General features: G+C 67.2%; 22 protein-coding genes. 10 read left to right on the top strand and 12 right to left on the bottom strand.

What is annotated here, in order from left to right; all coding sequences use genetic code 11:
* Positions 1-104: 104 nt before the first annotated feature.
* Complete coding sequence (locus CE453_RS09305; protein ID WP_089174329.1) at positions 105-1,628, top strand: argininosuccinate lyase; 1,524 nt, start codon at positions 105-107, stop codon at positions 1,626-1,628.
* A gap of 33 nt (positions 1,629-1,661) precedes the next feature.
* Here the strand turns inward: CE453_RS09305 and CE453_RS09300 are convergent, their stop codons facing one another.
* Positions 1,662-2,171 (bottom strand): NUDIX domain-containing protein, encoded by a 510-nt coding sequence (locus CE453_RS09300; protein WP_089174328.1) that lies wholly within the window; start codon positions 2,169-2,171, stop codon positions 1,662-1,664.
* Between the two features lie 327 nt (positions 2,172-2,498).
* On the opposite strand from CE453_RS09300, the gene CE453_RS09295 reads away from it, so the two are divergent.
* Both CE453_RS09295 and CE453_RS09290 read left to right on the top strand, forming a co-directional pair.
* On the top strand, positions 2,499-3,392 hold the full coding sequence (locus CE453_RS09295; protein WP_089174327.1) for a metallophosphoesterase family protein: 894 nt from the start codon (positions 2,499-2,501) through the stop codon (positions 3,390-3,392).
* 87 nt (positions 3,393-3,479) lie between these two features.
* Positions 3,480-4,115 (top strand): hypothetical protein, encoded by a 636-nt coding sequence (locus CE453_RS09290; RefSeq protein ID WP_089174326.1) that lies wholly within the window; start codon positions 3,480-3,482, stop codon positions 4,113-4,115.
* Between the two features lie 9 nt (positions 4,116-4,124).
* Here the strand turns inward: CE453_RS09290 and CE453_RS09285 are convergent, their stop codons facing one another.
* Together CE453_RS09285 and CE453_RS09280 are read right to left on the bottom strand one after the other, a co-directional pair.
* Complete coding sequence (locus tag CE453_RS09285) at positions 4,125-4,871, bottom strand: SDR family oxidoreductase (RefSeq protein ID WP_089174325.1); 747 nt, start codon at positions 4,869-4,871, stop codon at positions 4,125-4,127.
* Between the two features lie 113 nt (positions 4,872-4,984).
* Complete coding sequence (locus tag CE453_RS09280) at positions 4,985-6,799, bottom strand: ATP-binding cassette domain-containing protein (protein ID WP_198302367.1); 1,815 nt, start codon at positions 6,797-6,799, stop codon at positions 4,985-4,987.
* Positions 6,800-6,929: 130 nt separating this feature from the next.
* Here CE453_RS09280 and CE453_RS09275 point away from each other — a divergent pair, with 130 nt between their 5' ends.
* The gene (locus CE453_RS09275; protein WP_198302300.1) at positions 6,930-7,274 is read left to right on the top strand and encodes a hypothetical protein; all 345 of its coding nucleotides are present in this window, start codon (positions 6,930-6,932) and stop codon (positions 7,272-7,274) included.
* Here CE453_RS09275 and CE453_RS09270 read toward each other — a convergent pair whose 3' ends face one another.
* The 4 genes from CE453_RS09270 to mdoH all read right to left on the bottom strand — a co-directional run bounded on the left by CE453_RS09270 (position 7,275) and on the right by mdoH (position 12,138).
* A complete protein-coding gene (locus CE453_RS09270; RefSeq protein ID WP_248308012.1) occupies positions 7,275-8,324 on the bottom strand; it encodes an acyltransferase family protein in 1,050 nt (349 codons plus the stop codon).
* Positions 8,325-8,368: 44 nt separating this feature from the next.
* A complete protein-coding gene (locus CE453_RS09265) occupies positions 8,369-9,373 on the bottom strand; it encodes a glucokinase (RefSeq protein ID WP_089174324.1) in 1,005 nt (334 codons plus the stop codon).
* Positions 9,373-10,152, bottom strand: a complete 780-nt coding sequence (gene otnI, locus CE453_RS09260) for a 2-oxo-tetronate isomerase (protein ID WP_089177797.1) — start codon at positions 10,150-10,152, stop codon at positions 9,373-9,375. The genes CE453_RS09265 and otnI overlap by 1 nt, the downstream gene beginning before the upstream one ends.
* 129 nt (positions 10,153-10,281) lie before the next feature.
* The gene (mdoH, locus tag CE453_RS09255; protein WP_089174323.1) at positions 10,282-12,138 is read right to left on the bottom strand and encodes a glucans biosynthesis glucosyltransferase MdoH; all 1,857 of its coding nucleotides are present in this window, start codon (positions 12,136-12,138) and stop codon (positions 10,282-10,284) included.
* A 93-nt stretch (positions 12,139-12,231) separates the two neighbouring features.
* Between mdoH and CE453_RS09250 the strand changes: the two genes are divergently transcribed.
* The 4 genes from CE453_RS09250 to CE453_RS09235 are packed head-to-tail and all read left to right on the top strand — an operon-like array spanning position 12,232 to position 15,563.
* A complete protein-coding gene (locus CE453_RS09250) occupies positions 12,232-13,188 on the top strand; it encodes a zinc-dependent alcohol dehydrogenase (protein ID WP_248308011.1) in 957 nt (318 codons plus the stop codon).
* 52 nt (positions 13,189-13,240) lie between these two features.
* The gene (locus CE453_RS09245) at positions 13,241-13,642 is read left to right on the top strand and encodes a 6-pyruvoyl trahydropterin synthase family protein (RefSeq protein ID WP_089174321.1); all 402 of its coding nucleotides are present in this window, start codon (positions 13,241-13,243) and stop codon (positions 13,640-13,642) included.
* Positions 13,639-14,724, top strand: a complete 1,086-nt coding sequence (locus CE453_RS09240; RefSeq protein ID WP_248308010.1) for a glycosyltransferase family 4 protein — start codon at positions 13,639-13,641, stop codon at positions 14,722-14,724. The genes CE453_RS09245 and CE453_RS09240 overlap by 4 nt, the downstream gene beginning before the upstream one ends.
* Positions 14,724-15,563, top strand: a complete 840-nt coding sequence (locus CE453_RS09235) for an SAM-dependent methyltransferase (protein ID WP_089174320.1) — start codon at positions 14,724-14,726, stop codon at positions 15,561-15,563. The genes CE453_RS09240 and CE453_RS09235 overlap by 1 nt, the downstream gene beginning before the upstream one ends.
* Positions 15,564-15,569: 6 nt before the next feature.
* Here CE453_RS09235 and CE453_RS09230 read toward each other — a convergent pair whose 3' ends face one another.
* Entirely contained in the window at positions 15,570-16,145 is a 576-nt protein-coding gene (locus CE453_RS09230) for a cytochrome b (protein ID WP_089174319.1), read from the bottom strand.
* A gap of 235 nt (positions 16,146-16,380) precedes the next feature.
* Between CE453_RS09230 and ribA the strand changes: the two genes are divergently transcribed.
* A complete protein-coding gene (ribA, locus tag CE453_RS09225; protein ID WP_089174318.1) occupies positions 16,381-17,508 on the top strand; it encodes a GTP cyclohydrolase II RibA in 1,128 nt (375 codons plus the stop codon).
* 7 nt (positions 17,509-17,515) lie between these two features.
* Here the strand turns inward: ribA and CE453_RS09220 are convergent, their stop codons facing one another.
* The 4 genes from CE453_RS09220 to CE453_RS09205 all read right to left on the bottom strand — a co-directional run bounded on the left by CE453_RS09220 (position 17,516) and on the right by CE453_RS09205 (position 21,322).
* Positions 17,516-18,376, bottom strand: a complete 861-nt coding sequence (locus CE453_RS09220; protein ID WP_089174317.1) for a TIGR01459 family HAD-type hydrolase — start codon at positions 18,374-18,376, stop codon at positions 17,516-17,518.
* Complete coding sequence (locus CE453_RS09215) at positions 18,376-19,317, bottom strand: sugar kinase (RefSeq protein WP_248308009.1); 942 nt, start codon at positions 19,315-19,317, stop codon at positions 18,376-18,378. Before CE453_RS09215 ends, CE453_RS09220 begins: the two co-directional genes overlap by 1 nt.
* A gap of 83 nt (positions 19,318-19,400) precedes the next feature.
* Complete coding sequence (locus CE453_RS09210; RefSeq protein WP_089174315.1) at positions 19,401-20,645, bottom strand: coiled-coil domain-containing protein; 1,245 nt, start codon at positions 20,643-20,645, stop codon at positions 19,401-19,403.
* 89 nt (positions 20,646-20,734) lie between these two features.
* Positions 20,735-21,322 carry a DUF1134 domain-containing protein gene (locus CE453_RS09205; protein WP_089174314.1) on the bottom strand — a complete coding sequence of 196 codons (588 nt, stop codon included), beginning with the start codon at positions 21,320-21,322 and terminating at the stop codon, positions 20,735-20,737.
* Between the two features lie 297 nt (positions 21,323-21,619).
* Here CE453_RS09205 and CE453_RS09200 point away from each other — a divergent pair, with 297 nt between their 5' ends.
* Positions 21,620-22,177, top strand: coding sequence for a YHS domain-containing (seleno)protein (locus CE453_RS09200; protein ID WP_089174313.1), 558 nt, complete (start codon positions 21,620-21,622; stop codon positions 22,175-22,177).
* Positions 22,178-22,179 lie beyond the last annotated feature (2 nt).

Genomic DNA, 22,179 nt, shown 5'->3' with positions numbered 1-22,179 from the left:
CGCTGGGGGATTGGCTGCAACGAAACTGCATCCGTCACGTTCGTATAAGGTCCCGCTCGCGCGACGGCGGCTGGCGCTGAAAGACGGAATGGGAGGACAAGCCGATGACACACAATCTCGCCGCAGCCTGCGTAGTTCTGCTGGGCGTATCCTCAGCCCCTGCCCTCGCCCAGCAGGCTCCACCGCGCGACGAATTCTTCTGGCTCGGCGAGATCAACAAGGCGAGCGCGGTCATCAACAAGGACGAAGGTCTGCTCGACCCGGCGCTGGCACCGAAGCTCGCCCAGGGACTTGCCAAGGTGATCGAAGCCGGCAACCAGCCCGGCGCCAAGCGCCCGTCGACCGTCATCACCTTCGAGCCGCTGATGATCAAGGAAGCCGGCGTCGAGGTCACCCTGCTGCATGCCGGCCGCTCCAGCCAGGACATGCACGCGACCTACCGGGCCGCGATCATGCGCGACCGGCTTTTGGCGCTGGCCGAGCAGCTCGGCAAGACGACGCGCACCATGGTCGAGCTCGCTGCGGCACATCAGGGCACCGTCGTCCCGAACTACACCAACGGCGTCGCGGCTCAGCCCAACAGCTATGGCCATTACCTCCTCGGCCTCGCTGCCGGCTTCGATCGGGACGCCCAGCGCATCCGCGAATTCTACACGCGCGTCGACCACTCGCCGATGGGCACGACCGTCCTCAACGGCACGAGTTGGCCGCTCGATCGCCAGCGCATGGCCGACTATCTCGGCTTCTCCGCCCTCGTCGACAACGCTTACGACGCCTCTCAGATCGCGGCTGTCGACCTGCCCGTCGAAGCAGGTTCCATCGTCACCGGCATCGGACTGCACACCGGCAGCTTCATCGAGGACGTGATGACGCAATACGCGCAGCCCCGTCCCTGGATCCTCCTGCGCGAAGGCGGCGGCACCACCGGCGGCGGCAATACCTATGTCTCCAGCGCCATGCCGCAGAAGCGCAATCCCGGCTTGCTGAACGGCACGCGCGAGCAGGCCTCGAACGCGCTTGCGCTGGCGATGGGCCCGGTCTTCAAGGCCCACAACATCCCGCCCGGCATGCCCGACGCCAAGGATGCGAAGGCCAACAGCGCCATGATCGACAGCGCCACCAAGACTTTGCAAGGCCTCGATCGCATCCTGAAGGCCCTGGTGATCGATCCCGACCGCGCGCTGGAGGAGCTGAACAGCGACTGGACCGCATCGCAGGAGCTGGCCGACGTCCTGATGCGCAAATACAAATTGCCCTTCCGGGCGGGGCACCACTTCGCCTCGGAGGTCGTCGACTACGCCAAGCTCAACAACATCAAGCCGACCGATTTTCCCTATGCGCAGGCGCAAGCGATCTACCGCAAGGCGGCGCCCGAGATGGGCCTCCCCACTGCGGAGCTGCCGATGAGCGAGGCCGAGTTCCGCGCTACGCTCGATCCGGTCGCGATCGTGAAGAACCGCGCCACCTCGGGCGGTCCGCAGCCCGCCGAGATGGAGCGGATGCTGCGCGAGGCCCGTCAGCGCCTCGACGAGCAGGATAGCTGGATCAAGGAGAAGCGCGCGAAGATCGCGAATGCCCTCGCCAGGCTCGATACGGATTTCACCGCGCTCGCCAAGAGCGGGAACTGATGGAAGAAGCCTCTGCCGCTTCTGCCGCCCTCCTCACCAGTCGGCGGCAGGCGGCAACCCCTCGACAATCTCCGCCAGCCTGCGGCGGGTCGCAGGTGTCACGCCGTCGGGCAGGGCATCGAGCGGAAAGAACCGCGCCTCGGCAATCTCGCGGTCGGGCTGCTTGATGCTCTCGACCCGGAAATCGCGCACGACATAGAGCGCGACGTGATCACGCCGCGAGATTCGGCGGTTGAAATAGATGCCGTGCAGGCGGGGCTCGCCTGTCGGCGCGATACCGGCCTCTTCCGAGAGCTCGCGGGCCAGCGCCTCATGCACCGTCTCCCCGACCTCGACCCCGCCGCCGGGAAGCTGCCAGCCGGGAATATAGGTGTGCCGGACGAGAAACACCTCGCCCTTCCCGGTGAGCACGGCGGCACGCACCCCGAAAGTGACACTGCGGACGAGCCGGAAATAGAGGTGCAGCAGGCGCACCATCAGCCGCCGCCGACCTGAGAAGCCCCTCTCCTCGGCGGCGGCGCCTGCCAGCTTGTCTTGCTCCATCGATTCGTTTCTCACCATCGGGTTAATTGTCTATGCAAAAACCGCATGACGGACGCGCTGGGCACACGCTGGCATTGACACAAACGCGCCCCAAATAACGGAGAAAGACACGACCGTTCACTGGAACCCGAACCATGTTGCTCTCTTTCATCATCTCCCGCTTCAAGGCCAAGCCGGCCTATGTCTGGAAGCCCGCCGTCACCCTGACCGACTCGCGTATCGTCTCCGAGCTGACCGGCGCCGCCAACTGAGATCGCCTGCCGGCCCGTCGACCGCGCTGAATTGCGCGCTTGACGGGCGGCCCGCGGCGAGGGCAAGCGCTGGAGCGTGTTCAAGCTCGCGCACCTGTCCGACCCGCATCTAGGCCCGCTCGCCGGGTTCTCCCTGCATCAGCTCATCGGCAAGCGCGCGACGGGTTACGTCAACTGGCGCCGAAAGCGCCGGCATGCGCATGACATGGACATTCTGGCGCGGATCGTCGCCGATATCCATGCTCAAACACCCGATCACATTGCCTGCACCGGCGACGTCTCGCATATCGGCCTGCCGAACGAATTCAAGACCGCCGTCGCCTTCCTGGATACGCTGGGGCCGCGCGAGGCGGTCAGCTTCGTGCCCGGTAATCACGATGCCTATGCCCGTTCCTCGCTGAAGGCGCTGGCGGAGCTGCTGGCTCCGTGGAGCGGCAGCGACGACGGCGCCAGCGGCTATCCCTGGTACCAGCGACGCGGCCCGGTCGCCCTGATCGGCGTCAGCAGCGCCGTGCCGACCCTGCCCTTGATGGCGACCGGGCGCGTCGGCCGGGAACAGACCGAGCGGACCGGCGCCTTGCTCGACCGGGCGCGCGACGAAGGCCTGATCCGCGTCGTCCTGATCCATCACCCGCCCTATGTCGGCGGGGCGCGGCGCTCCCGCGAACTGGTCGATGCCGAGGCTTTCGAGACGATGCTGAGGCGAAAGGGCGCCGACCTCGTCCTGCACGGCCATAATCACACCTTCTCCCTCGCATGGCGGCCCGGACCGCAGCACGATTTTCCCATCGTCGGCGTCCCCTCCGCCTCGATTGGCCCGCACGGCCATGGCGAACTCGGCACCTGGCATCTCTTCCGCATCGATGGCGACGCGAAGGATCCTCGGATCACCCTGGAACAACGCGGCTTTGAGCTAGACGGTACGGTCATGCTGCGCCAGGAAATCGCCCTGCATGCAAAGCCCGTGTAACGGACGGTAAACTGCTGCGTCAGGCGGCGCGCGTTTACGCGCCTTTCATGCTGCAAGCTTATGCTTCCTTCACGGAAGGAATGCGCGATGTTTGCAGGCACTCTCGGCCGCAGCCAATTCTTCGTCCGATCTTCCCTACTCGGCCTCGCCGAGACGGCAGTCCTGTCGATTTGCATCGCCATCCAGCATGAGGCCTTTTTCGGCCCGCCCGGAGAAGGACGCTACCGCCTGGCCGCAAGCCTTTTCTTGGCCAGCGTCTTTTTTGGGTACAACCGCATCAGCTTCGCCATCCGCCGCAACCGCGATGCCGGCGGCGGCGAACTGGTGGCCGGCATCTATGCCATCGCGACCTGCACGGCGATCGCCCTGCAGGTCCAGGCGCTGATCATCCGGACGTCCGACAATCCGATGAACGGCATGGAATATGCCGGCTTGCTCTATCTCCTGCTCGGCGGCCTCTGGCTCTACCTGCAGTTCGCTGCCTCTGCACCAGACGCGGAGCGCAACAGCTCCGACAGCCTCGCTAGCCGCAGCCGCGCCAACGAAAACGACGATGCGGGCGCAAACTCCGCCCTGTCACGCGCCATGGAGCAGGCGATCGCCGGCCGTAAGCCGATCCCCGCTCCGCCAGCCGCGGCCCAGCCGCAGGGTTTCCTCGGCGCGAACCGTCAGGCTCCCGCGCCACGCCAGCGTACCGAATTCGGCCGGCGCGGGGTGAAGTAGCTTACCGGTTCAGATGCAGCGACCGCCATCGACGGCGAGCACGCTGCCCGTCACCATGTCCGCCTCGTCCGAGCAGAGGAAGAGGGCTGCATTGGCGATGTCCTGAGGCGTCGAGAAGCGGCCCCACGGAATGGTCGAGGTGAAGGCCTTGCGACGCTCCGGTGTGTCTTCACCCATGAAGGTGGCGAGCAGCGGCGTCTCGCCAGCCACGGGCGCGATGGCGTTGACGCGGATCTTGTCGGGCGCGAGCTCGACCGCCATCGACTGCGAGATCAGGTTCGCCGCCCCCTTCGAGCCGTTGTACCAGGTCAGGCCCGGACGCGGACGCAGGCCGGCCGTCGAGCCGATATTGAGAATGACGCCGCCGCCATGTTCGCGAAAATGCGGCACCGTCGCCCGCGCCATCAGGTAGATCGACTTCACGTTGACCGCGAAGATCCGATCGAACTCCTCCTCGGTTACCTCGGTCATCGGCTTGTTGCGATGAGTGGTGCCGGCGTTGTTCACGACGATGTCGAGCCGCCCGACCTTGGCGAGGATCTTCTCGACGGCCTTGTCGACGCTCTTGGCCTTGCCGACGTCGCAGGTCACGGCGAAGGCCTTGCGGCCGATGGCCTTGGCCGCTTCCTTCGCCTTGTCACCGTTGATGTCGAGCACTGCGACGCGCGCCCCCTCGCGCACGAAGGTCTCTGCGATGCCGAAGCCGAAGCCCTGCGCAGCGCCGGTCACCAGTGCCGTCTTGCCCTTGAGTCTCATGATCGTTCCTCGTGATCTCGATTGCGCGATGTTTGAAGCGATTGGGCGAGTCGGTAAATGCGCTTTTGCGCGCAGGCCGATACGGAAATCGTCTGGGCCGCCTCGCCGGTGCTCTACGCCCCGATTTCCTCGCGCAGCATCTCGAGCTCCAGCCAGCGCTCTTCCGCTTCCCCTATCTCGCGCGCGACCTCTTCCAGCCGTGCCGTAGCCTTGGCGAAGAGCTTCGGGTCGCGCGTATAGAGGTCGCCCGCGACGGCTGCATTCAGCTTCCCGGCCTCGGCCTGCAGCGCCTCGATCTTCTTCGGCAGGGTTTCGAGCGCATGCTTCTCGTTGAAGGAGAGCTTGCGCTTCGCGGCCGAGGCGGCAGGCGCCGTCGACGGAGCCAATCTGGGCGTCGACACTGGCGCCTTCTCCACCGCCCTCGCCTTCGCACCGACGCCACGCCCGCGCTGCGCCAGCATGTCGGAATAGCCGCCGGCGAACTCTGTCCAGACACCGTCGCCATCCGAGATCAGCACCGCCGAGACGACCCGGTCGAGGAAATCGCGATCATGGCTGACCAGCAGCACCGTGCCCTGGTAATCCGCCAGCAGCTCCTGCAGCAGGTCGAGCGTTTCGAGGTCGAGGTCGTTGGTCGGCTCGTCCAGCACGAGCAGGTTCGAAGGCTTCGCCAGCGCGCGTGCCAGCATCAGCCGCCCGCGCTCGCCACCCGAGAGCGCGCCGACTGCCGTGCCGCGCTGCAGCGGCTGGAACAGGAAGTCCTTCATGTAGGAGACGACATGGCGCGGCTGGCCACCGACCATGACCTGATCCGAGCCGCCGCCGGTCAGCGCGTCGCCCAAGGGCGTCGCCGGATCGAGGCTTTCGCGGCGCTGGTCGAGCGTCACCATCTCCAGCGCCGTGCCGAGCTTCACCGTGCCGGAATCGGGTTCGAGTCCGCCGGTCAGCAGGTTGATCAACGTGGTCTTGCCGGCGCCGTTCGGCCCGACGATGCCGATCCGGTCGCCACGTGCCACCCTGAGCGACAGGTTCTTGACCACGACATTGTCGCCATAGGCTTTCGAGACGTTCACGGCCTCGATGACGAGCTTGCCGGAGGTCTGCGCCTCGCTCGCCTCCAGCTTCACGTTACCGGTCGCGGAGCGGGCTGTGCGACGCTGCTCGCGCAGGGCATGCAGCTCGCCGAGTCGGCGCTGGTTACGCGTGCGCCGCGCGCTGACGCCGTAGCGCAGCCAGTCCTCCTCGCGGGCGATCTTGCGGTCGAGCTTGTGGCGCTCCAGTTCCTCCTGGGCGAGCACCTCGTCCCGCCAGGCCTCGAACTCCCCGAACCCCTTCTCCATCCGCCGTGTCACACCGCGGTCGAGCCAGACGGTGGCCCGTGACAGCGAAGTGAGGAAGCGCCGGTCGTGGCTGATCAGCACCATGGCCGAGCGCAACGACTTCAGCTCCTGCTCAAGCCATTCGATCACCGGCAGGTCGAGATGGTTGGTCGGCTCGTCGAGGAGCAGGATATCCGGCTCCGGTGCGAGCACCCGCGCCAGCGCCGCCCGACGCCCCTCTCCGCCCGACATCGAGGCGGGGTTTTCGTTGCCGGTCAGGCCCAGTTCGTTCAGCAGATACTGCGCGCGATAGGCATCGTCGCCTGGTCCGAGCCCTGCCTCGACATAGGCGAGCGTCGTGGCGTAGCCGGAGAAATCCGGCTCCTGCGGCAGATAGCGAATGGTCGCGCCGGGCTGCACGAAACGCTCGGCATGATCCGGCTCGACCAGACCTGCCGCAATCTTGAGCAGGGTCGACTTGCCCGAACCGTTGCGCCCGACGAGGCAGACGCGCTCGCCGGCCGAGACCGCGATCTCGGCCGCTTCGAGCAGCGGCTGTCCGCCAAAAGTGAGCGCGACGTCGCGCAGATGCAGCAAGGGGGCCATGATCTGTCCTGTGAACTCGCGAGCGGGATAGACCGCGAAGGCTTCGCTGTCACGCCTGCCGGGCATGGCCCGTCGCTTGCTTGTCGAAACGAGGCCCTTATCGTGAGGGCTTGCTTCGCATCGAAAGCCAGCCATGCCGTCAGTTCGCCCGCGCCCCATCGGAATCGGCCATAACGGCGGACCGTCACTGAAGGATCGCAAGCCGCGCTCGGAAACGGGTAAGGGCCAGATCGGCCGCTATTTCGACTGGCGCTTCGCCCATCGCCGAGCCTGGAAAAAGCCGCGCGACATCGCCCTGCGCCGTCAGGAGAACGCCGAAGCGCTTGGCCTGACCTACGAGGAGTATTCGCTCGAGATCATGGAGCGCGGCTATTACCCGCAGCCCGAACATGTCGAGACGATCAAGTCGAAGCGCGCCCAGCGGCGCAAGGATGGCGGCGTGGTCGGCCAGTCGCTCAAGGGCATGAAGCTGAGCTGATCAGCTCCCGAGCCAACGCCGCAGCAACCGCGTCGCCGGCCTCTCGAAATAGCGATAGAGCAGTACCGCCGCCAGGACGGCTCCGCCAAGCGCGAGCACGATGTAGAGCCCCGGCGAGGCGAGTCCGGTCCTGAGCACGACCTCGCGCAGCCCCCGGATCACGAAGGGGTGGACGAGATAAAGGGCATAGGAGGCGTCGCCAACCGCCGCCAAGGCCCGGATCGGAAACGCGGGAGGCACGGTTCTCTCCCGCCCGCAAGCGGCCGCCAGCACCAGCAGAACGGCAGCACTGCCGCGCCAGAGCACGACGCTCCATGTCCCTTCCGTGTCCCATCCATGCGCCGCTGCGAAGAGCACGGCGACGCCGCAGGCTGCCACGGCGACCCGCAGCGCGCCATGCAGGCGAAACCCCTTCTTCCGCAGCACGGCGATGCCCATGCCGGCCGCGAATTCGAGCACGATCGGCTGCCCCCAGAATCCGAAAGGCAGAGGGAGCGGGCCGCCCATGCTTTCCGCACCGACCAGCCCCGCCAGCGCCAGCGTCACCGCCGGCAAGGTCCAGCGCCTCGGCAGCAGGAGACCCACCGCGAACAGGGCGTAGAACAGCATCTCGTAGTTCAGGGTCCAGCCCAATGAATAGACCGGCTGGACCACGCCCTGCGTCGAAACGGCCGGCCAGAACAGATAGGAGGCGAGGATCTGGCCGAGGCTCGGTACGCCGGAATTGAGAGCGGCGGGTGCGGCGAAGCCGACGAGCAGGAACAGCGTCGTCATTCCCCAATAAAGCGGCACGATGCGCGCGAGACGCCGCTTCAGGAAGGTCGGCGCCGCGCCTACCCGCCCGAACAGATCCTGCGAGGCGTGGACCATGATGAAACCGGAGACGACGAAGAAGATGTCGACGCCGGCCATCCAGGGCAGGATATCGCTGCGGGAGAAGGACAGCCCTGCATGCATTGCCACGATGGCGGCATCGGGCTGGACATGGTGCACGGCGACCATGAAAGCCGCGAGCGCGCGCAGAACTTGGATGGAATGGATGGGCTGCACGCGCGCTTGACGGTCTTCAGGTGGGCGGGGCTAGGGAAGCCCGCTCAGCCAAACCACAACCGCTTCGGATCGTCGAGACCAAAGCGCGGCAGATTGGCCGCGATCGCGGCGAGCCCCTGCTCGGCAGCATCCTGCGCCGTGATGATGTGCAGGGCGAACCGCGCCGCCAGATCCTCCATCGGCGGCTTGCCGGCAAAGACCGCCTTGACGGTCGGGCGATCCGCCAGCGGCAACAGCTTCGGCGCGATGCCGCCTGCGATGAAGACGCCGCCCGTCGCCTTGAAGGCGAGCGCGAGATCGCCGGCGACACGCGCCAGCAGGCGCCAGAAGCAGACCACCGTCATCAGCGCGGCGGGATTTCCGTCGAGTGCGAGCCGGCTGATATCGGCAGCGCTGACATCGGCCTCCGCCATGCCGGAGGTCGTGGCCACTGCGCGATGAAGGCGCACCAGCCCGTCACCGCTGAGCAGGTGTTCGACGGTGAGGCGCGGCAGCCCCGCGGTCAGCGCCGGCCAGATCCTATGCTCGGCCGGATCCTCCGGGCCGATGCCGATATGCCCCGCCTCGGTCGGAATCAGGAAACCACGCTCGCCCCGCGTCAGCAGGGCCGAGGCGCCGAACCCCGTTCCTGGGCCGAGCACGAGCTTCACCCCTTCCGGCTCTGGCTCGCCCTCGACCAGGCTCTCGACATCGGTCGGGTTCAGTACGGCGAGAGACGCCGCCAAAGCCTCGAAATCATTGACCAGGAGCCCTTGGTTGAACTTCAGGGCTTCGGCGATTCGTGGCCCGTCGAAATCCCAGCTCGCATTGGTCAGCTGCGCCCTGCGCCCATCGAGCGGCCCGGCCACGGCGAGGATCGCCGAGCGCGGCCGCTCCGGCAGTTCGGCGATGACACTCTCGAAGGCAGCTTCCGGCGTCGCGAAGCTCCCGGTCCCGATCCGCGCCACGGAGTGGTGCGGGCTCTCCGGATCCGCCACCATCGAGAGACGGCAATTCGTGCCGCCTATATCGGCAAGCAGAACAGGATAGCTGATGGAAGGCGGTCGCATCAGAGTGGCTTCCGCCAGGGTGCAAACCAGCCGAGCCCTTCCAGCGTGCCGTGCGCCGGCCTGTATTCACAGCCGACGAAGCCGCCATAGCCGAGCGCGTCGAGTTCGGCGAAGAGTCGCGGATAATCGGGGCCGGAAGCGTCCGGCTCATGCCGGCCGTTGGCGCGGGCGATCTGGACGTGGCCGACGAGGGGATAGAGCGCCTTGAGCTTGCCGGAGACATCGCCGTGGATCAGCTCGCAGTGATACATGTCGAACTGCAGCTTGACGTTCGGCCGCCCGGATTCGCGCACATAGGCGGCGGCCCGGTCGAAATCGTTGAGGAAATAGCCCGGCATGTCCTTGCCGTTGATCGGCTCGAGCAGGAGGTCGATGCCGTGCTCGCCGAGCCGATCCGCGGCATAGGCGATGGAAGTACGGTAGGTCTTCTGCGCCACCGGGTCGTCGGGGTCGGCCAGCCCCGCCATCATGTGCAGGCGCTTGACGCCGGTCTCATGGACATAGGCCAGCGCGGTATCGACGGAGGCCTTGAATTCATCCTCCCTGCCAGCCAGCGCCGCCATGCCGCGCTCACCCCCCGTCCAATTGCCCGGCGGCAGGTTGAACAATGCCTGCTCCAACTCGCCGCCGGTCAGGGCCAGCCCGACCTGTTCCGGCGCATGCTCATAAGGGAACAGGAATTCGACGGCCTCGAATCCCGCTTCGGACGCCGCCTTGAAGCGGTCGAGGAAATCCCACTCGGTGAACATCATCGAGAGGTTGGCGGCAAAGCGCGGCATGAATGGCCCCTGGTAGGCTGGGTCGAGAACGATCGGCACAGGCTAGCGCGCTGAGCCGGCCGCGTCATGACCCAACGCGACACAATGGCGATGCGTTCCGGCCCGGCGCGGCCGAGCCGGCGGAAACGCTCACTGCGCGATGGCGAGGGAAAGCTGCACTTCCGTCCCGGCCGCACCGATCGCCGCCAGCACCGGCGGCGCAGCAACATCCTCCGGAATGTCGCAGAGACCGTGACGAGCGAGCCAGGTTCCTGCGGCCGGGAGAGCCGTCAGCATCGCGAAGGGCACAGCCAGCAGATAGCCGACGGTCAGCGGCAGCGACCAGATCAGCACGACCGGTGACAGCCAGGCGAGCGTGCCGAACAGATAGACACCGAACAGAAGATGCGGCCAGAGCCCGGCCCACGCGGTGGCGAAGGACAAAGCATGGGCATCACGCGCCTGCCCATTCCAGCCGATCCGCGCCCGGCCGAAGGCGAGCCCGACCATGAACAGCGTCGTCCGCAAGCTGGTGACGGCGCTCTGCAGGAAGCCGAACACGGTCTCGATCGCAGCCGATGCCAGAAAGCGGATGCCGCCACCATAGCGTGCGACGCCGCCCTGGGTCAGCAGCGTGTCGACGAACCCGGCGAGCTTCGGCGCGAGGTGCATCAAAAGGAACAGCGCATAAAATCCTGCCGCGAAACCCGTCGGATAGCCTGGCATCGCACGATCTTCGAAGACCTTCAGCGGCAGCAACGCGATCATCAGCGTCCAGGCCGGCAGCCCCAGGAACATCAGGATCGCCCAGATGAGCTGGTAGCGGCTCGTCGGCTTCAACGCAGGCAGGTCGAGGAGCTTCAGGTACTGCAGATTGCCGAGGCACCAGCGCAGGTCGCGCTTGGCGAAATCGAGCATGGTCGGCGGATTTTCCTCCCAGCTTCCGCCCTCGACCGGCAGCACACGCACCTCGTAACCGGCCCGGCGCATCAGTACGGCCTCGACCTGATCATGACTCATCACTGCTCCGCCGAGCGGCGGCCCGCCCGGGAGCACCGGCAGATGGCAATGGTCGCGGAAGGGAGCGATCCGCACCAGGGCGTTGTGCCCCCAGAACGGTCCGCAATCACCCGCCCACCAGGCCGCGCCCATGGTGTAAGGCCGCATGCCGTGGCGCATGCCGAACTGGAAGATGCGGGCGAAGGCCGAACGGCTGGGCATGCCAACCACCAGCGATTGCAGGATGCCCAGCTTCGGATGAGCCTGCATCATCCGGGCGAGCGAGATCACGGTCTCCCCCGCCATAAGGCTGTCGGCGTCGAGCGGCAGCATCAGCTCGTAGCGATCGCCCCAGTGCTCGCAGAAATCGCGGATATTGCCGGCCTTGAACCCGGCATTGCCCGCGCGCCGCCGATAGGTCAGGCGCGCCGGCTCGCCGATCTCGGCCGCCCAGGCTGCAGCCAGCGCCTCCTCGGCCGCCGCCACGGCCGGGTCGCTCGTATCGGACAGCACGAAATAATCGAACCAGACCCCCTCGCCCGTCGCGTCGAGGCTGTGCTTGACCGCCTTCAGCCGGCTGAAAGCCCGGCCGGGATCCTCGTTGCGCAACGTCATCAGCACCGCCGTCCGCAGCATCAGCGGAGTGGGCCTGTCGCCTGCCGCCGCGAAGGGTGCGACCTCGGCCAGGCCGTCATGCCGGCCGTGAAGCAGCCAGAGACCGATGAACGCGTTCCAGAAGCCGAGAACGGTCCACGGTGCAGCGAAAAGGAAGGCGACGAAGATGACGACATCCGCCGGGCTCCAACCGCCGAGGCCGAGCAGATGGGCGAGCCCCGCAAGAAGCGCCGCCAGGGTGCCGAGATTGAGCGCGAGCATGAGAAGCCGCCGGTTTCGCAGTGCCGCGGACGATTGGAGCCCTGCCGGCGTCAGGCCGAGAGGCTCGACATCTTGCGCCACCCGCTGGAACGTGGTCGGAGCGGGGCGCTGGTTCGTGACGGTATCGGTCATGATCGACGGCAGGCGGGCTCGGACGGACGGGATCGGATCGCAATGGCGCGGGAGCTAAAGACCCCCACCACGGCTGACGCAAGGGCAAAACCCTTGGCCCTTTGGTATGCCTCGCCCCGTGAATGCCGGCTGAATGCAGTCGCCCTGCCGCCTGTTGGGCCCGATGACTGCCTCGTCACTACTCTCTGGAGCGGCATCAGCCGCGGCACCGAAAAGCTCGTCTTCGAGGGGCGGGTGCCGGAGTCCGAATACGAGCGCATGCGCGCGCCCTTTCAGGAGGGCTCGTTCCCTTTCCCCGTCAAATACGGCTATTGCGCCGTCGGTCGCGTCGATTCCGGTCCACGCGACCTCCTTGGCAGTCACGTCTTCTGCCTCCACCCGCATCAGGAATGCTTCGTCGCGCCGCGCGCCTGGCTGGTGCCGATTCCCGACAATATCCCCCCGCGCCGCGCCATCCTCGCCGCCAATATGGAGACCGCTCTCAATGCACATTGGGATGCCGGCTCCGGTCCCGGTGACAGGATTGTGATCGTCGGTGGAGGCATTCTCGGCCTACTCACCAGTTGGCTCGCCGCCCGCCTGCCCGGCGCCGAGGTCACGCTGGTCGATGTCGAGCCGTCCCGGCAGGCCGTGGCCGAGGCGCTCGGCCTGCGCTTCGCCCCGCCCGAGGCAGCTCCTCGGGACGCCGACATCATCTTTCACGCCAGCGCCAGCGCCGCCGGGCTCGCCATGGCGATCGCCAGCGCCGGGTTCGAGGCGCGGATCGTCGAATTGAGCTGGTATGGCGAGGGGACGGTGCCTGCTCCGCTCGGCGGAGCCTTCCATGCACGGCGTCTCCAGCTCGTCTCCTCACAGGTGGGAACCGTGTCTCCGTCACGCCGCGCCCGCTGGGACCATGCGCGCCGCGCCCGAGCGGCGATGGCGCTGCTCGCAGATGACCGGCTCGACGCGCTGATCACGCAGGAAATCGCGTTCCAGGACGCGCCGACACAGGTCCCGGCCGTGCTGGCTTCCAGCTGGACCGGTCTCACAGCCGTGCTGCGCTATTGACGGCGCCGCCGCGAGACGACCAAGACTCGCCGCCTCGATAACAGGAGCCTCCATGTTTTCCGTCGAAGTCCGCGACCGCATCATGATCGGCCACTCCCTGCCCGATCCCTTCTTCGGTCCGGCGCAGAACATGCACGGCGCGACCTTCGTGGTCGATGTCGCCTTCTTCCGCGAGGCGCTGAACCGGCAGAACGTCGTGGTCGATATCGGCGCGGCGCTCGATGTCCTCGCCGAGACCCTGAAGCCGCTGAAATATCAGAACCTCGACATCCTGCCGCAATTCGCCGGCGTGCTCACCACGACCGAGTTTCTCTGCAAATACATCTTCGATGCCATGGCGGCGGCCGCGAAATCAGACGCGCTCGGTGCCGACGGCAGAGGCCTCGCCCGCATCCGCGTCACGCTCCACGAGACCGATCTCGCCCGCGCCAGCTACGAGGGCGCGCTCGCGTGAGCGGGCAAGGCGAGCCCCAGCGGCGGATCGTCTTCGCCATCCCGGGCGATATCGACGCACCGACAGGTGGCTATGGCTACGACCGGCGCCTGCTGCGCGAATGGCGCGAGGCTGGCATCGCTGCGCGCCACATCGCCTTGCCCGGCGCCTTTCCCTTCCCGACAGCCAATGATCTGGAGGCGACCGAAGCGCTTCTGGCTCAGACCGCGCCGGACGAAGTGCTGCTGATCGATGGCCTCGCCTTGGGTGCCTTCCCCGAAGCGCTGGCGATGCGATTCCAGCGGCGCCTCGTCGCCCTGGTCCATCATCCGCTGGCGCTGGAAACCGGCCTCCCCTCCGACAGGGCCGCCGCCCTGCGTCAGAGCGAAAGGCTCGCACTCGGCCATGCCCGCGCCGTCGCCGTGACCAGCCCAGCCACACGCGGCACACTCGTTGCGGACTATGCCGTCCCGCGCGCGAGGATCGCTGTCGCGGTGCCCGGAACCGATCGGGCGCCGCGCGCGGCAGGAAGCGGTGGTGATACCGCACTACAGCTACTGGCGGTCGGCTCGATCATCCCGCGTAAAGGCTACGATGTCCTTGTCTCGGCACTCGCCACCCTCGCCGACCGGCGCTGGTTCCTGACTCTCGCAGGCTCGCCGGACTATTCGCCCCAGACCGTCGCCGATCTGCGAGCCCAGATCCACCGGGCCGGGCTTGCGGACCGCATCTTGCTTGTTGGAGCCGTGGACTCCGAAAGGCTGGCGGACCTCTATGACAAATCCGATCTCTTCGTCATGCCCTCGCTCTATGAGGGCTACGGCATGGTCCTGACGGAAGCACTCGCCCGTGGCCTGCCGATCGTCTGCACCTCGAGCGGCACAGGCGCCGACGCCTTGCCGGACGATGCCGCCCTCAAAGTGCCGCCTGGCGACGCTGCGGCACTTGCCAAGGCCCTCGCAAGACTGATTGATGCGCCGGCTGAACGCCACCGGCGCGGCGAGGCGGCCTGGACGGCGGCATCGCGGTTGCCGCAGTGGCGGGATACGGCTCGGATCGTCGCAGCGGCATGCCTCGGCGGCGATGGCCGAAAGGTGGGGTGATGGCTGGGTTCTCTTCGGAATGGCTTGCATTGCGCGAGCCGGCCGACCATGCGGCGCGCAATCCGCAGGTGCTCGCGGCGGTCGGCGCCTATTTCGCCGGAAAGCCCTCGCTCTCGGTGCTCGATCTCGGCAGCGGTGCTGGTTCCAATCTGCGCGGCAGCTATGCCTCCCTGCCCGAGCGGCAGCATTGGACCCTTGTCGATCACGATGGCGATCTGTTGGCGCTCGCGCGCGAGCGCCTGCTCGCCTGGGCAGACGAAGCCCGCGAACAGGGCGAGGAGCTCGTCCTGACCAAGGACGACAAGACCATCACCGTCGACACGCGTCAGGTCGACCTGAACAAGGATCTGGAATGGGTCCTTGGCTGGCAGCCGGACCTTGTTACTGCGGCAGCCTTCTTCGATCTCGCCTCGAAGGCCTGGATCGAACGCTTCGTCGCCGCGCTCGCGAGCCAGAATCTGCCGCTCTATGCCGTGCTGACCTATGACGGGCGCGAGAAATGGAAACCGGCCCATCGCGCCGATGCCCGCATGCTCGCTGCCTTCAAGCATCACCAGCATACGGACAAGGGCTTTGGTCCAGCGGCCGGGCCAGAAGCCTGCGAAATTATGGCGGAGGCTTTCAGGAAGTCGGGTCTCGCCATCTCGACGGCGGATAGCGCCTGGCTGCTCGACGGCAGCCGCGAGGCCCTCCGCGCTGCCCTTGCCGAGGGTATCGCCGAGGCGGTCCGCGAGACCGGACAGCTCGACGCCGCCGCCATTGCCGGCTGGATGGAAGCCCGCCGCAGCGCGACGTCGGTGCTGATCGGACACCAAGATCTATGGGCCAGGCCAGTCTGAGCTATTCTAGCCGCGCCCCGGCCACATCCGGCGCAGCACACCATCGTGCCGGATGAAACGATGGTAGAGCGCCGCCAGAATATGCAGGGCTGCCAGCGCTCCGAGCGTCAGCGCCAGCTTACCATGGATACCAAGCACCCGGTTCGCAGCCTCCTGGTCGGGCGCCGCCAAGGCCGGCAGGTCGAACAGGCCGAATACCGTCCGCGCCGGGAACAGCGAGACGCCGAGCCAGCCGAGCAGCGGGACGACCAGCAACAACCCGTAGAGTAGCCAGTGAACGAGATGCGAGCCCGCCTTCTGCCACCAGGTGAGGGACGGCTCGTCAGGCGGTGCACCGTGCAGGAGCCGATAGATCAGCCGCCCAGCCGTCAACCACAGCAGCAGGAAGCCGATGAGCTTGTGGGCGCTGTAGAGCGCGTCGGTCGTGCCGTCGAAGATGTTCAGCGTCTTGCCGCGATAAGTCATGGCGAGGCCGAGCGGCAGCATCGTGAAGACGGCCAGCACCGTCACCCAGTGAAAGGTCCGGGCGACACCGCCATAGACGGGATTGACCGTGCTGATTCCTGCCGTCCGGCCGTCCATCGGCGCCTCCGGAGCTTGGGTCCGCTTGGGCATTCATCTCACATTCAAGGCGCTCGACCTATACCGGCGCGGTGTTGGACCATGCCCGAACGTTCGTCATGACATGGATTTGATCGCGGAACCGCGCTCACCGCGAGACGTTGGTGGTATGGCGGAACATGATTGCCTATATCGTGTGCTTGGCTGACCCTCCGACGCCTCCCGGTCCCAGTGGCCTGATCTGACAGGTTTTTCGATGCCTGAGTCGCGTACGCTTTTTGGCCGCCCCGGCGAGACCCTGCGGGTCGCTGTGGAGCGGGCCATTTCCGAATTCCGAGCCGCTCGTCCGGTCCTGCTGCGCGCAGCCGGAGAGCTCGCCTTGGTGCTTTCGGCCGAGCTTGCGGATGCGGAGCTGGTGCGCCGCCTCGACACGCTTGCAGCCGGCAACGGCCATCTCGTACTCACCTCCGCGAGGCTGCGTCGCCTCGGCGCCAAGGGCCGGACGGACCCCGGCATCTTCGCCTTGCCGGCATTGGACCTCGACCGCGTCGAGTATCTCGCATTCAAGCTCGACAGCCGGATGGACGCGCCGATCGCCCCGGCGTCCGCGCTCGATGCTGCCGCGCTGGAGCTGGCGCGGCTTTCTCTCGTCCTGCCGGCGGCGCTCGTCGTGCCGGTGAGCGCCGAAGCGGTCTCGGGCGAATCCCTCGTCGCGGTCGATATCGCGGCCGTGAACGCCTATCGCGCCGAGCAGGCCGCCTCGCTTAGGATCGTCGGCCGCGCGCCGGTGCCGCTGGAAGGCGCGCCGGATACTGAATTCGTCGTCTTCCGCGGCGGCGAAGGCTTGCGCGACCAAGTCGCAATCATTGTCGGCAAGCTGGATTTCTCGACCGCCGTGCCGGTGCGCCTGCATTCCGCCTGCCTGACCGGAGACCTCTTCGGCTCGCTGAAATGCGATTGCGGCGACCAGCTGCGCGAGACCGTGCGGTGGATGGCCGAAAACGATGGCGGCATCCTGCTTTATCTCGACCAGGAAGGCCGCGGCAACGGCATCTCCAACAAGATGCGCGCCTATAAGCTGCAGAGCCAGGGCTGGGACACCTATGATGCCGATGAAGTGCTCGGCTTCGATCTCGACCAGCGCCATTTCGACTTCGCCGCGACGATGTTGAAGCAGCTCGGCGTCTCGCGCGTCGTCGCGCTCACCAACAACCCGCAGAAGATCGGCGCCATCGAGGCCGCCGGGCTTGAGGTGGCCGCGAGCCAGCGTGTGCTCGGGCGGCCAAACGCCCACAATGTCCGCTATCTCGCATCGAAGCGCGACCGCGCGGGTCATCTCATCGACATGGACGCGCTGATGGCACGCGCCGCACCCAAGGACTGAGGCGAGCTCAGGCCAGCGCCGCCATGGCCGCGACGGGCTGCACCGGCAAGCCGTCGAGCACCTTGGCGAGCCCTGCCGGATCGATTTCGCCGCCGCGCATCGTCTCGTCGCGATGAATGCCACCGGCGATGAACAGGCTATCGAAACCCATCAGGCGCGCGCCTGCGAGGTCGGTGCGCACCGCATCGCCGATCACCAGCACCTTGCTCGCCTCGACGGGGCGCCCGCCCCTCGCTTCGGCAGCCGCCGCAAGCGCCAGATCATAGGCCGGGCGATAAGGCTTGCCGGCCCAGGCGACGCTCCCGCCCAGCTCTTCGTAGATGGTGGCAAGCGAGCCTGCGCAGGGCAGCAGATCTTCCCCGACATGCACGACCAGATCGGGATTGCCGCAGACGAAGGGGAGCCCCCGCGCGGCGAAGCGGCTGAGCAGGGGCCTATACTGCTCAGGCGTCTCGATACGATAATCGTTGAGCTCGGTCGCGACGACGATGTCGGCCTGCTCCTCGTCGACCAGTTCGACGTCGAGCCCTTCGAACACGGCCCGGTCGCTCTGCCAGCCGATATGGTAGACGCGCTTGTGATGGCTCTCGGCGATCAGCGCGCGCGTGACGTCGCCGGAAGTGACGAGCCTGTCCCAGGCCGTGCGCGGCACGCGCTTGGCGTCGAGCAGCTTCGCCACCTGCTGCGACGGGCCCGGCGCATTCGAGAGGAGCACCACGGCGCCGCCCCGTTCACGAAAGGCGGTCAAGGCTGTACAGGCCGGCTCCAGCGCCCAGAGACCGTCATGCACGACGCCCCAGACATCGCTGATCAGCACGTCGTAACGGGCGAGCAGCGCGCCCGCCTGCTTCAAAACCGGAACAGTCATCAAGCGCCCTTGGCCTCCGCCGCCATCCGCGCCTCGACGTCGACGCGGCGCGGCACCGGCGCCACTGCGCCATACCCCTGGGTCGACAGCGCCGCCGCGACATTGGCATAGGCCCCGGCCGCGAAGGCATCGCCGGTGCGCAGGAACTCGGCAAGGAAGGCACCGTCGTAGCAGTCGCCCGCGCCGGTCGCGTCGATGGCATCGACCTTGATCGGCCGGAAGCGCTCGCGCCGGACGGGCGTCGCGACGAGCGAGCCTTCATGGCCGAGCGTCAGCGCCACAACCCGCGCGCCGAGCTTGAGGTAGAAATCGACGATCGCATCCGGCTCGTTGAGACCCGTGAGCTGCGTCGCGTCGTCGAGGCCCGGCAGCACGATGTCAGCCATGGTGCAGGCGGCGTGGATGATCGCGCGGGCTCGCGTCAGCGGCCAAAGCTTCAGGCGCAGATTGGTATCGTAGGCGGTCAGCACGCCAGCCTTGCGTGCGGCCTCGAAAGCCGCGAACACTGCGTCGCAGGCACTGGCCGAGATCGCCTGGCTGATGCCGGAGGCCTGGACGATCCGCGCCGAGCGGATCAACCCGAGCGGCAGGTCGCCCGGCCCGTAGAGGCTCGCGGCGGAGCCGGCCCGCAGATAGGAAAAGACATGGCCAGACGGGCCATGATCGACGAAATAGAGCCCGGTCGGCGCGCTCGGATGCGTCGCCACATGCGCGTCGTTCACGCCCTCGCGCTGCCACAGCGCCCGCACCGAATGCCCCGCCATGTCGTCGCCGAGCGCGCCGATATAGCCGACCGACATTCCCTGCCGCGCCGCCGCGACCGCGCAGTTGGAGGTGTCTCCGCCTTGGCCGAACTGGAAGGCGCCGGATTCAGCTCGCGTCGCATTGAATTCGCCGAGCGGCTCGCCCAGGCACAAAAGGTCGATTTGACTGTCTGTCACGGGATTTGAAACCATTCAAACGGCGCGGCGCGCGGACGAACTCTCCTAGAGCAAGGCCCTGCGCCTGCAAACCGCTTTTCGCCTCATTCCGCGGCCTCGCTCTTGGACGGCGGGCTCATCAGCCGATCCGCCAGCCGGATGATCTCCTGTCGCAACGCCATGTTGCCGCCCTGCGCCGCGGCACTCTTGCGCAAGGCTGCGAGCTCCCGTTTCGCCTCCGTACCGTCGCTTCGGGCCTGCTCCAGCGCGCCTTCCAATGTCTGCAACTCGGCATGCAGCGCCTCGAGCCGCCCCTCGCGCCCCTGTTCCGCTTCCTTCAACGCGACGATCTCCTGCTCGTGCTGGCGGCGTGCGCTCGCCAAGGCCTGCTGCGCCTCTCCGAGCCAGCCTTCCAGGGCGTCGATCCGCTCCTGCGCCTGCGCATGTTCATTCCGCTGCTGTTCAAGGAGCCGCGCATTCTGCCGGGCCTCGGTCGCCGCCGTGCTGCTATGGGCATTCGCAGCGGCAAGCCCGGCCTCGGCCTGCTCGGCCCGCGCAGCGAAGGCGTCGGCACGCTGACGCTCGCCCTCCCTTTCCGCCGTCATCGCCACAAGCGCCGCCTCGCCGCGGGAGAGGCGCTCCTCCGTCGTCGCGAGCCTGTCGGCGAGCTCGTCGCGCTTGCTCTGCAGCACCATGATCTGCGTGCGATCCTCGACATGCGCGACCCTGACCTTTTCGTGCTCGTCCCGGACCTTCGCCAACTCGGCCTCGCGCTCCGCCAGCAAAGCCTCGATACGCCCGACGGTCTCGCGCTCCCGGCCGAGCTCGCCCGAACGCGCATCGAGATCGGCGCTGGTGCCGGTCAGCGCCTGGCGAGTTTCGGCGAGACTGCCCTCCAGCTTCGCCAGATCGGCGACACGTTTTTCCAGCGTCGCGGTCGTCTGGGCATGGCCGCCACGCTCCGCTTCCAGAGCCGTACGGGTTTGGGCGAGATCGCCGCGCGTCTCGCTCAGATCGGCTTCGAGCGCCGCGATCCGGTCGTCACGCTCGGCACGGTCCCGCTTCAGCTGGCCGATCTCCATGTCGCGCCGGCCGATATCCTGCATCGCCCCCGCCTTGGCGGCGAAGCCCTTTTCGGCCTCCTGTTCCACCGTGCGCATCCGCACGGCGAGCTCGGCACGCAGATGGTCGCGATCGGCAGCGATCTCGGCGAGCGACAGCGGAAAGGCCGACTCGGCCCGCTTGCGTGCCAGGCGGTCGGCTCGCCGCGACAGGGCAGGCACTGCAGCCAGCGCCAGCAGGGCGGCACAGAGGAAGCCGAGCGCAAACAGCATGGCGGCTTCGATCAAGGCTTGCGGCTCCGCATCCGGTCAAATCCGGCCGAACCCTGCCATGCCCGCCCCGGCATGGCCAGAGGGAGCAGCGGCAGAGGCTGAGCCTAGAACGGATTCCAGGTCGCCTGCGGCGAGAACTTGAGGTAGCCGAGGTTGACACCGAGCCGCCAGCCGACGCCGGAGCGGATCGGCACCACGGTGATGCCTTCCGCCGTCAGCGCGGTGAAGCCGAAGCCGCCGATGAAATAGGCCGAGCCGTCGACGCCGGCGAAGCGCTGGTACATCGCATCGACCACCGGCAGGTTGTAGACCAGCATCATCGTTCGCGCACCCTCGCCGCCGAAGTCGAAGCCGATCGAGGGCCCCTGCCAGAACACGCGCCGGTCGCCCGCGTTGCGGGTGTAGAGCGTGCCCTCGCCATAGCGCAGCCCGCCGACGAAGGCTCCGGCGGCCTCTTGCCCCAGGATATAGCCGTTCGGCTCGCCCCAGCGCCGGACCGCCTCCTCGATCGCCAGCGCGAGACCGCGCGAGACGTTGCCGAAGAATTTATGGCCGGACGTGACGAGCTCGTTCTGCGAGAAGGAGCGCTGGCCGTCATAGTTCTGCGCGACCGCGGGGATCGGCAGCCCGGCCAGGCTGGAGCCGGCCAGGGCGAGGCCGCCCGTGATGAGACTGCGGCGGGTCTGGATCATGAACAAGGTCTCCGGACAGGGCGGCCGGCAGAACCGGACGCCGGAGCGGTGTGTTGGTCCGTTCCGATCAGCGCCCGGCGGTTGCTCGGCAACCTGCTTGGGGAAGGCGCGGCGCGGGCCGGAAGGCGGGCCGATCCTGGGCTATCCGCCGCTCGCTGCCGGGCGCCGAAAACGCGACGTCCGGCGAATGCGAATCAATTCGCTAACCAATTTGATACGCTGCAATTCTATCCAAGCCGTGAAGATTTGGTGTTGTCTGACTGGCCCGGGATCGGGGGATGAGAGGATTTGCCCGCGATGAAGGCCGCAACATGGCAATGCCGGATTTGGCGCGCCCTCGGCGGCATCGCCTTCACGCTCGTAGCTCAGGTCGCGCTCGTCGGCGCGCCTGACAAGGCGGTACAGGCTGCAGTCCCGCTTCCCGAAACCAGCCTACCCGTGGGCTTGCCAGCGCTTCCCAGCCTCGGCGAGGCGATGCAGCGCGACCTGCGCACCGGCCTGGCGCTGAACGGCTTCGACCCCGTATCGTACCAGCTCGAAGGGAGGCCGGTCGCCGGACTGCCGGATTACGAGCTGGTCCTGAACGGCATCGTCTGGCGCTTTGCCTCGGCGGCCAACCGCGCCGCCTTCCGCGACGCACCGGATGTCTACGCCCCGGCTTTCGCCGGTTTCGACCCGACTGGCGTCGCCAATGGCGTGGCGGTCGATAGCGACCCGAACCGGTTCGCGATCGTCGGCGCACGCCTGTTCCTGTTCCGCTCGGACGAGAACCGCAGTCGCTTCCTGCAGGACCGCTCGCTGCTGGGCATCGCCGAAACCCGCTGGAACGCAGTGCGCCGCTCCGTCGCGCGCTAAAC

The organism is Bosea sp. AS-1 (genome assembly GCF_002220095.1).
In the GTDB taxonomy this organism is placed as follows: Bacteria; Pseudomonadota; Alphaproteobacteria; order Rhizobiales; family Beijerinckiaceae; genus Allobosea.
The sequence above is the reverse complement of the archived record's forward strand: the minus strand, read 5'-3'. Positions and strand labels throughout refer to the sequence as shown.

Excerpts from the sequence above, each read along its gene's own strand:
- CE453_RS09305 (WP_089174329.1), top strand. The coding sequence starts at position 105 with ATGACACACAATCTCGCCGCAGCCTGCGTAGTTCTGCTGGGCGTATCC.
- CE453_RS09300 (WP_089174328.1), bottom strand. The coding sequence starts at position 2,171 with ATGGAGCAAGACAAGCTGGCAGGCGCCGCCGCCGAGGAGAGGGGCTTC.
- CE453_RS09290 (WP_089174326.1), top strand. The coding sequence starts at position 3,480 with ATGTTTGCAGGCACTCTCGGCCGCAGCCAATTCTTCGTCCGATCTTCC.
- CE453_RS09285 (WP_089174325.1), bottom strand. The coding sequence starts at position 4,871 with ATGAGACTCAAGGGCAAGACGGCACTGGTGACCGGCGCTGCGCAGGGC.
- CE453_RS09275 (WP_198302300.1), top strand. The coding sequence starts at position 6,930 with ATGCCGTCAGTTCGCCCGCGCCCCATCGGAATCGGCCATAACGGCGGA.
- CE453_RS09265 (WP_089174324.1), bottom strand. The coding sequence starts at position 9,373 with ATGCGACCGCCTTCCATCAGCTATCCTGTTCTGCTTGCCGATATAGGC.
- otnI (WP_089177797.1), bottom strand. The coding sequence starts at position 10,152 with ATGCCGCGCTTTGCCGCCAACCTCTCGATGATGTTCACCGAGTGGGAT.
- mdoH (WP_089174323.1), bottom strand. The coding sequence starts at position 12,138 with ATGACCGATACCGTCACGAACCAGCGCCCCGCTCCGACCACGTTCCAG.
- CE453_RS09245 (WP_089174321.1), top strand. The coding sequence starts at position 13,241 with ATGTTTTCCGTCGAAGTCCGCGACCGCATCATGATCGGCCACTCCCTG.
- CE453_RS09235 (WP_089174320.1), top strand. The coding sequence starts at position 14,724 with ATGGCTGGGTTCTCTTCGGAATGGCTTGCATTGCGCGAGCCGGCCGAC.
- CE453_RS09230 (WP_089174319.1), bottom strand. The coding sequence starts at position 16,145 with ATGGACGGCCGGACGGCAGGAATCAGCACGGTCAATCCCGTCTATGGC.
- ribA (WP_089174318.1), top strand. The coding sequence starts at position 16,381 with ATGCCTGAGTCGCGTACGCTTTTTGGCCGCCCCGGCGAGACCCTGCGG.
- CE453_RS09220 (WP_089174317.1), bottom strand. The coding sequence starts at position 18,376 with ATGACTGTTCCGGTTTTGAAGCAGGCGGGCGCGCTGCTCGCCCGTTAC.
- CE453_RS09205 (WP_089174314.1), bottom strand. The coding sequence starts at position 21,322 with ATGATCCAGACCCGCCGCAGTCTCATCACGGGCGGCCTCGCCCTGGCC.
- CE453_RS09200 (WP_089174313.1), top strand. The coding sequence starts at position 21,620 with ATGAAGGCCGCAACATGGCAATGCCGGATTTGGCGCGCCCTCGGCGGC.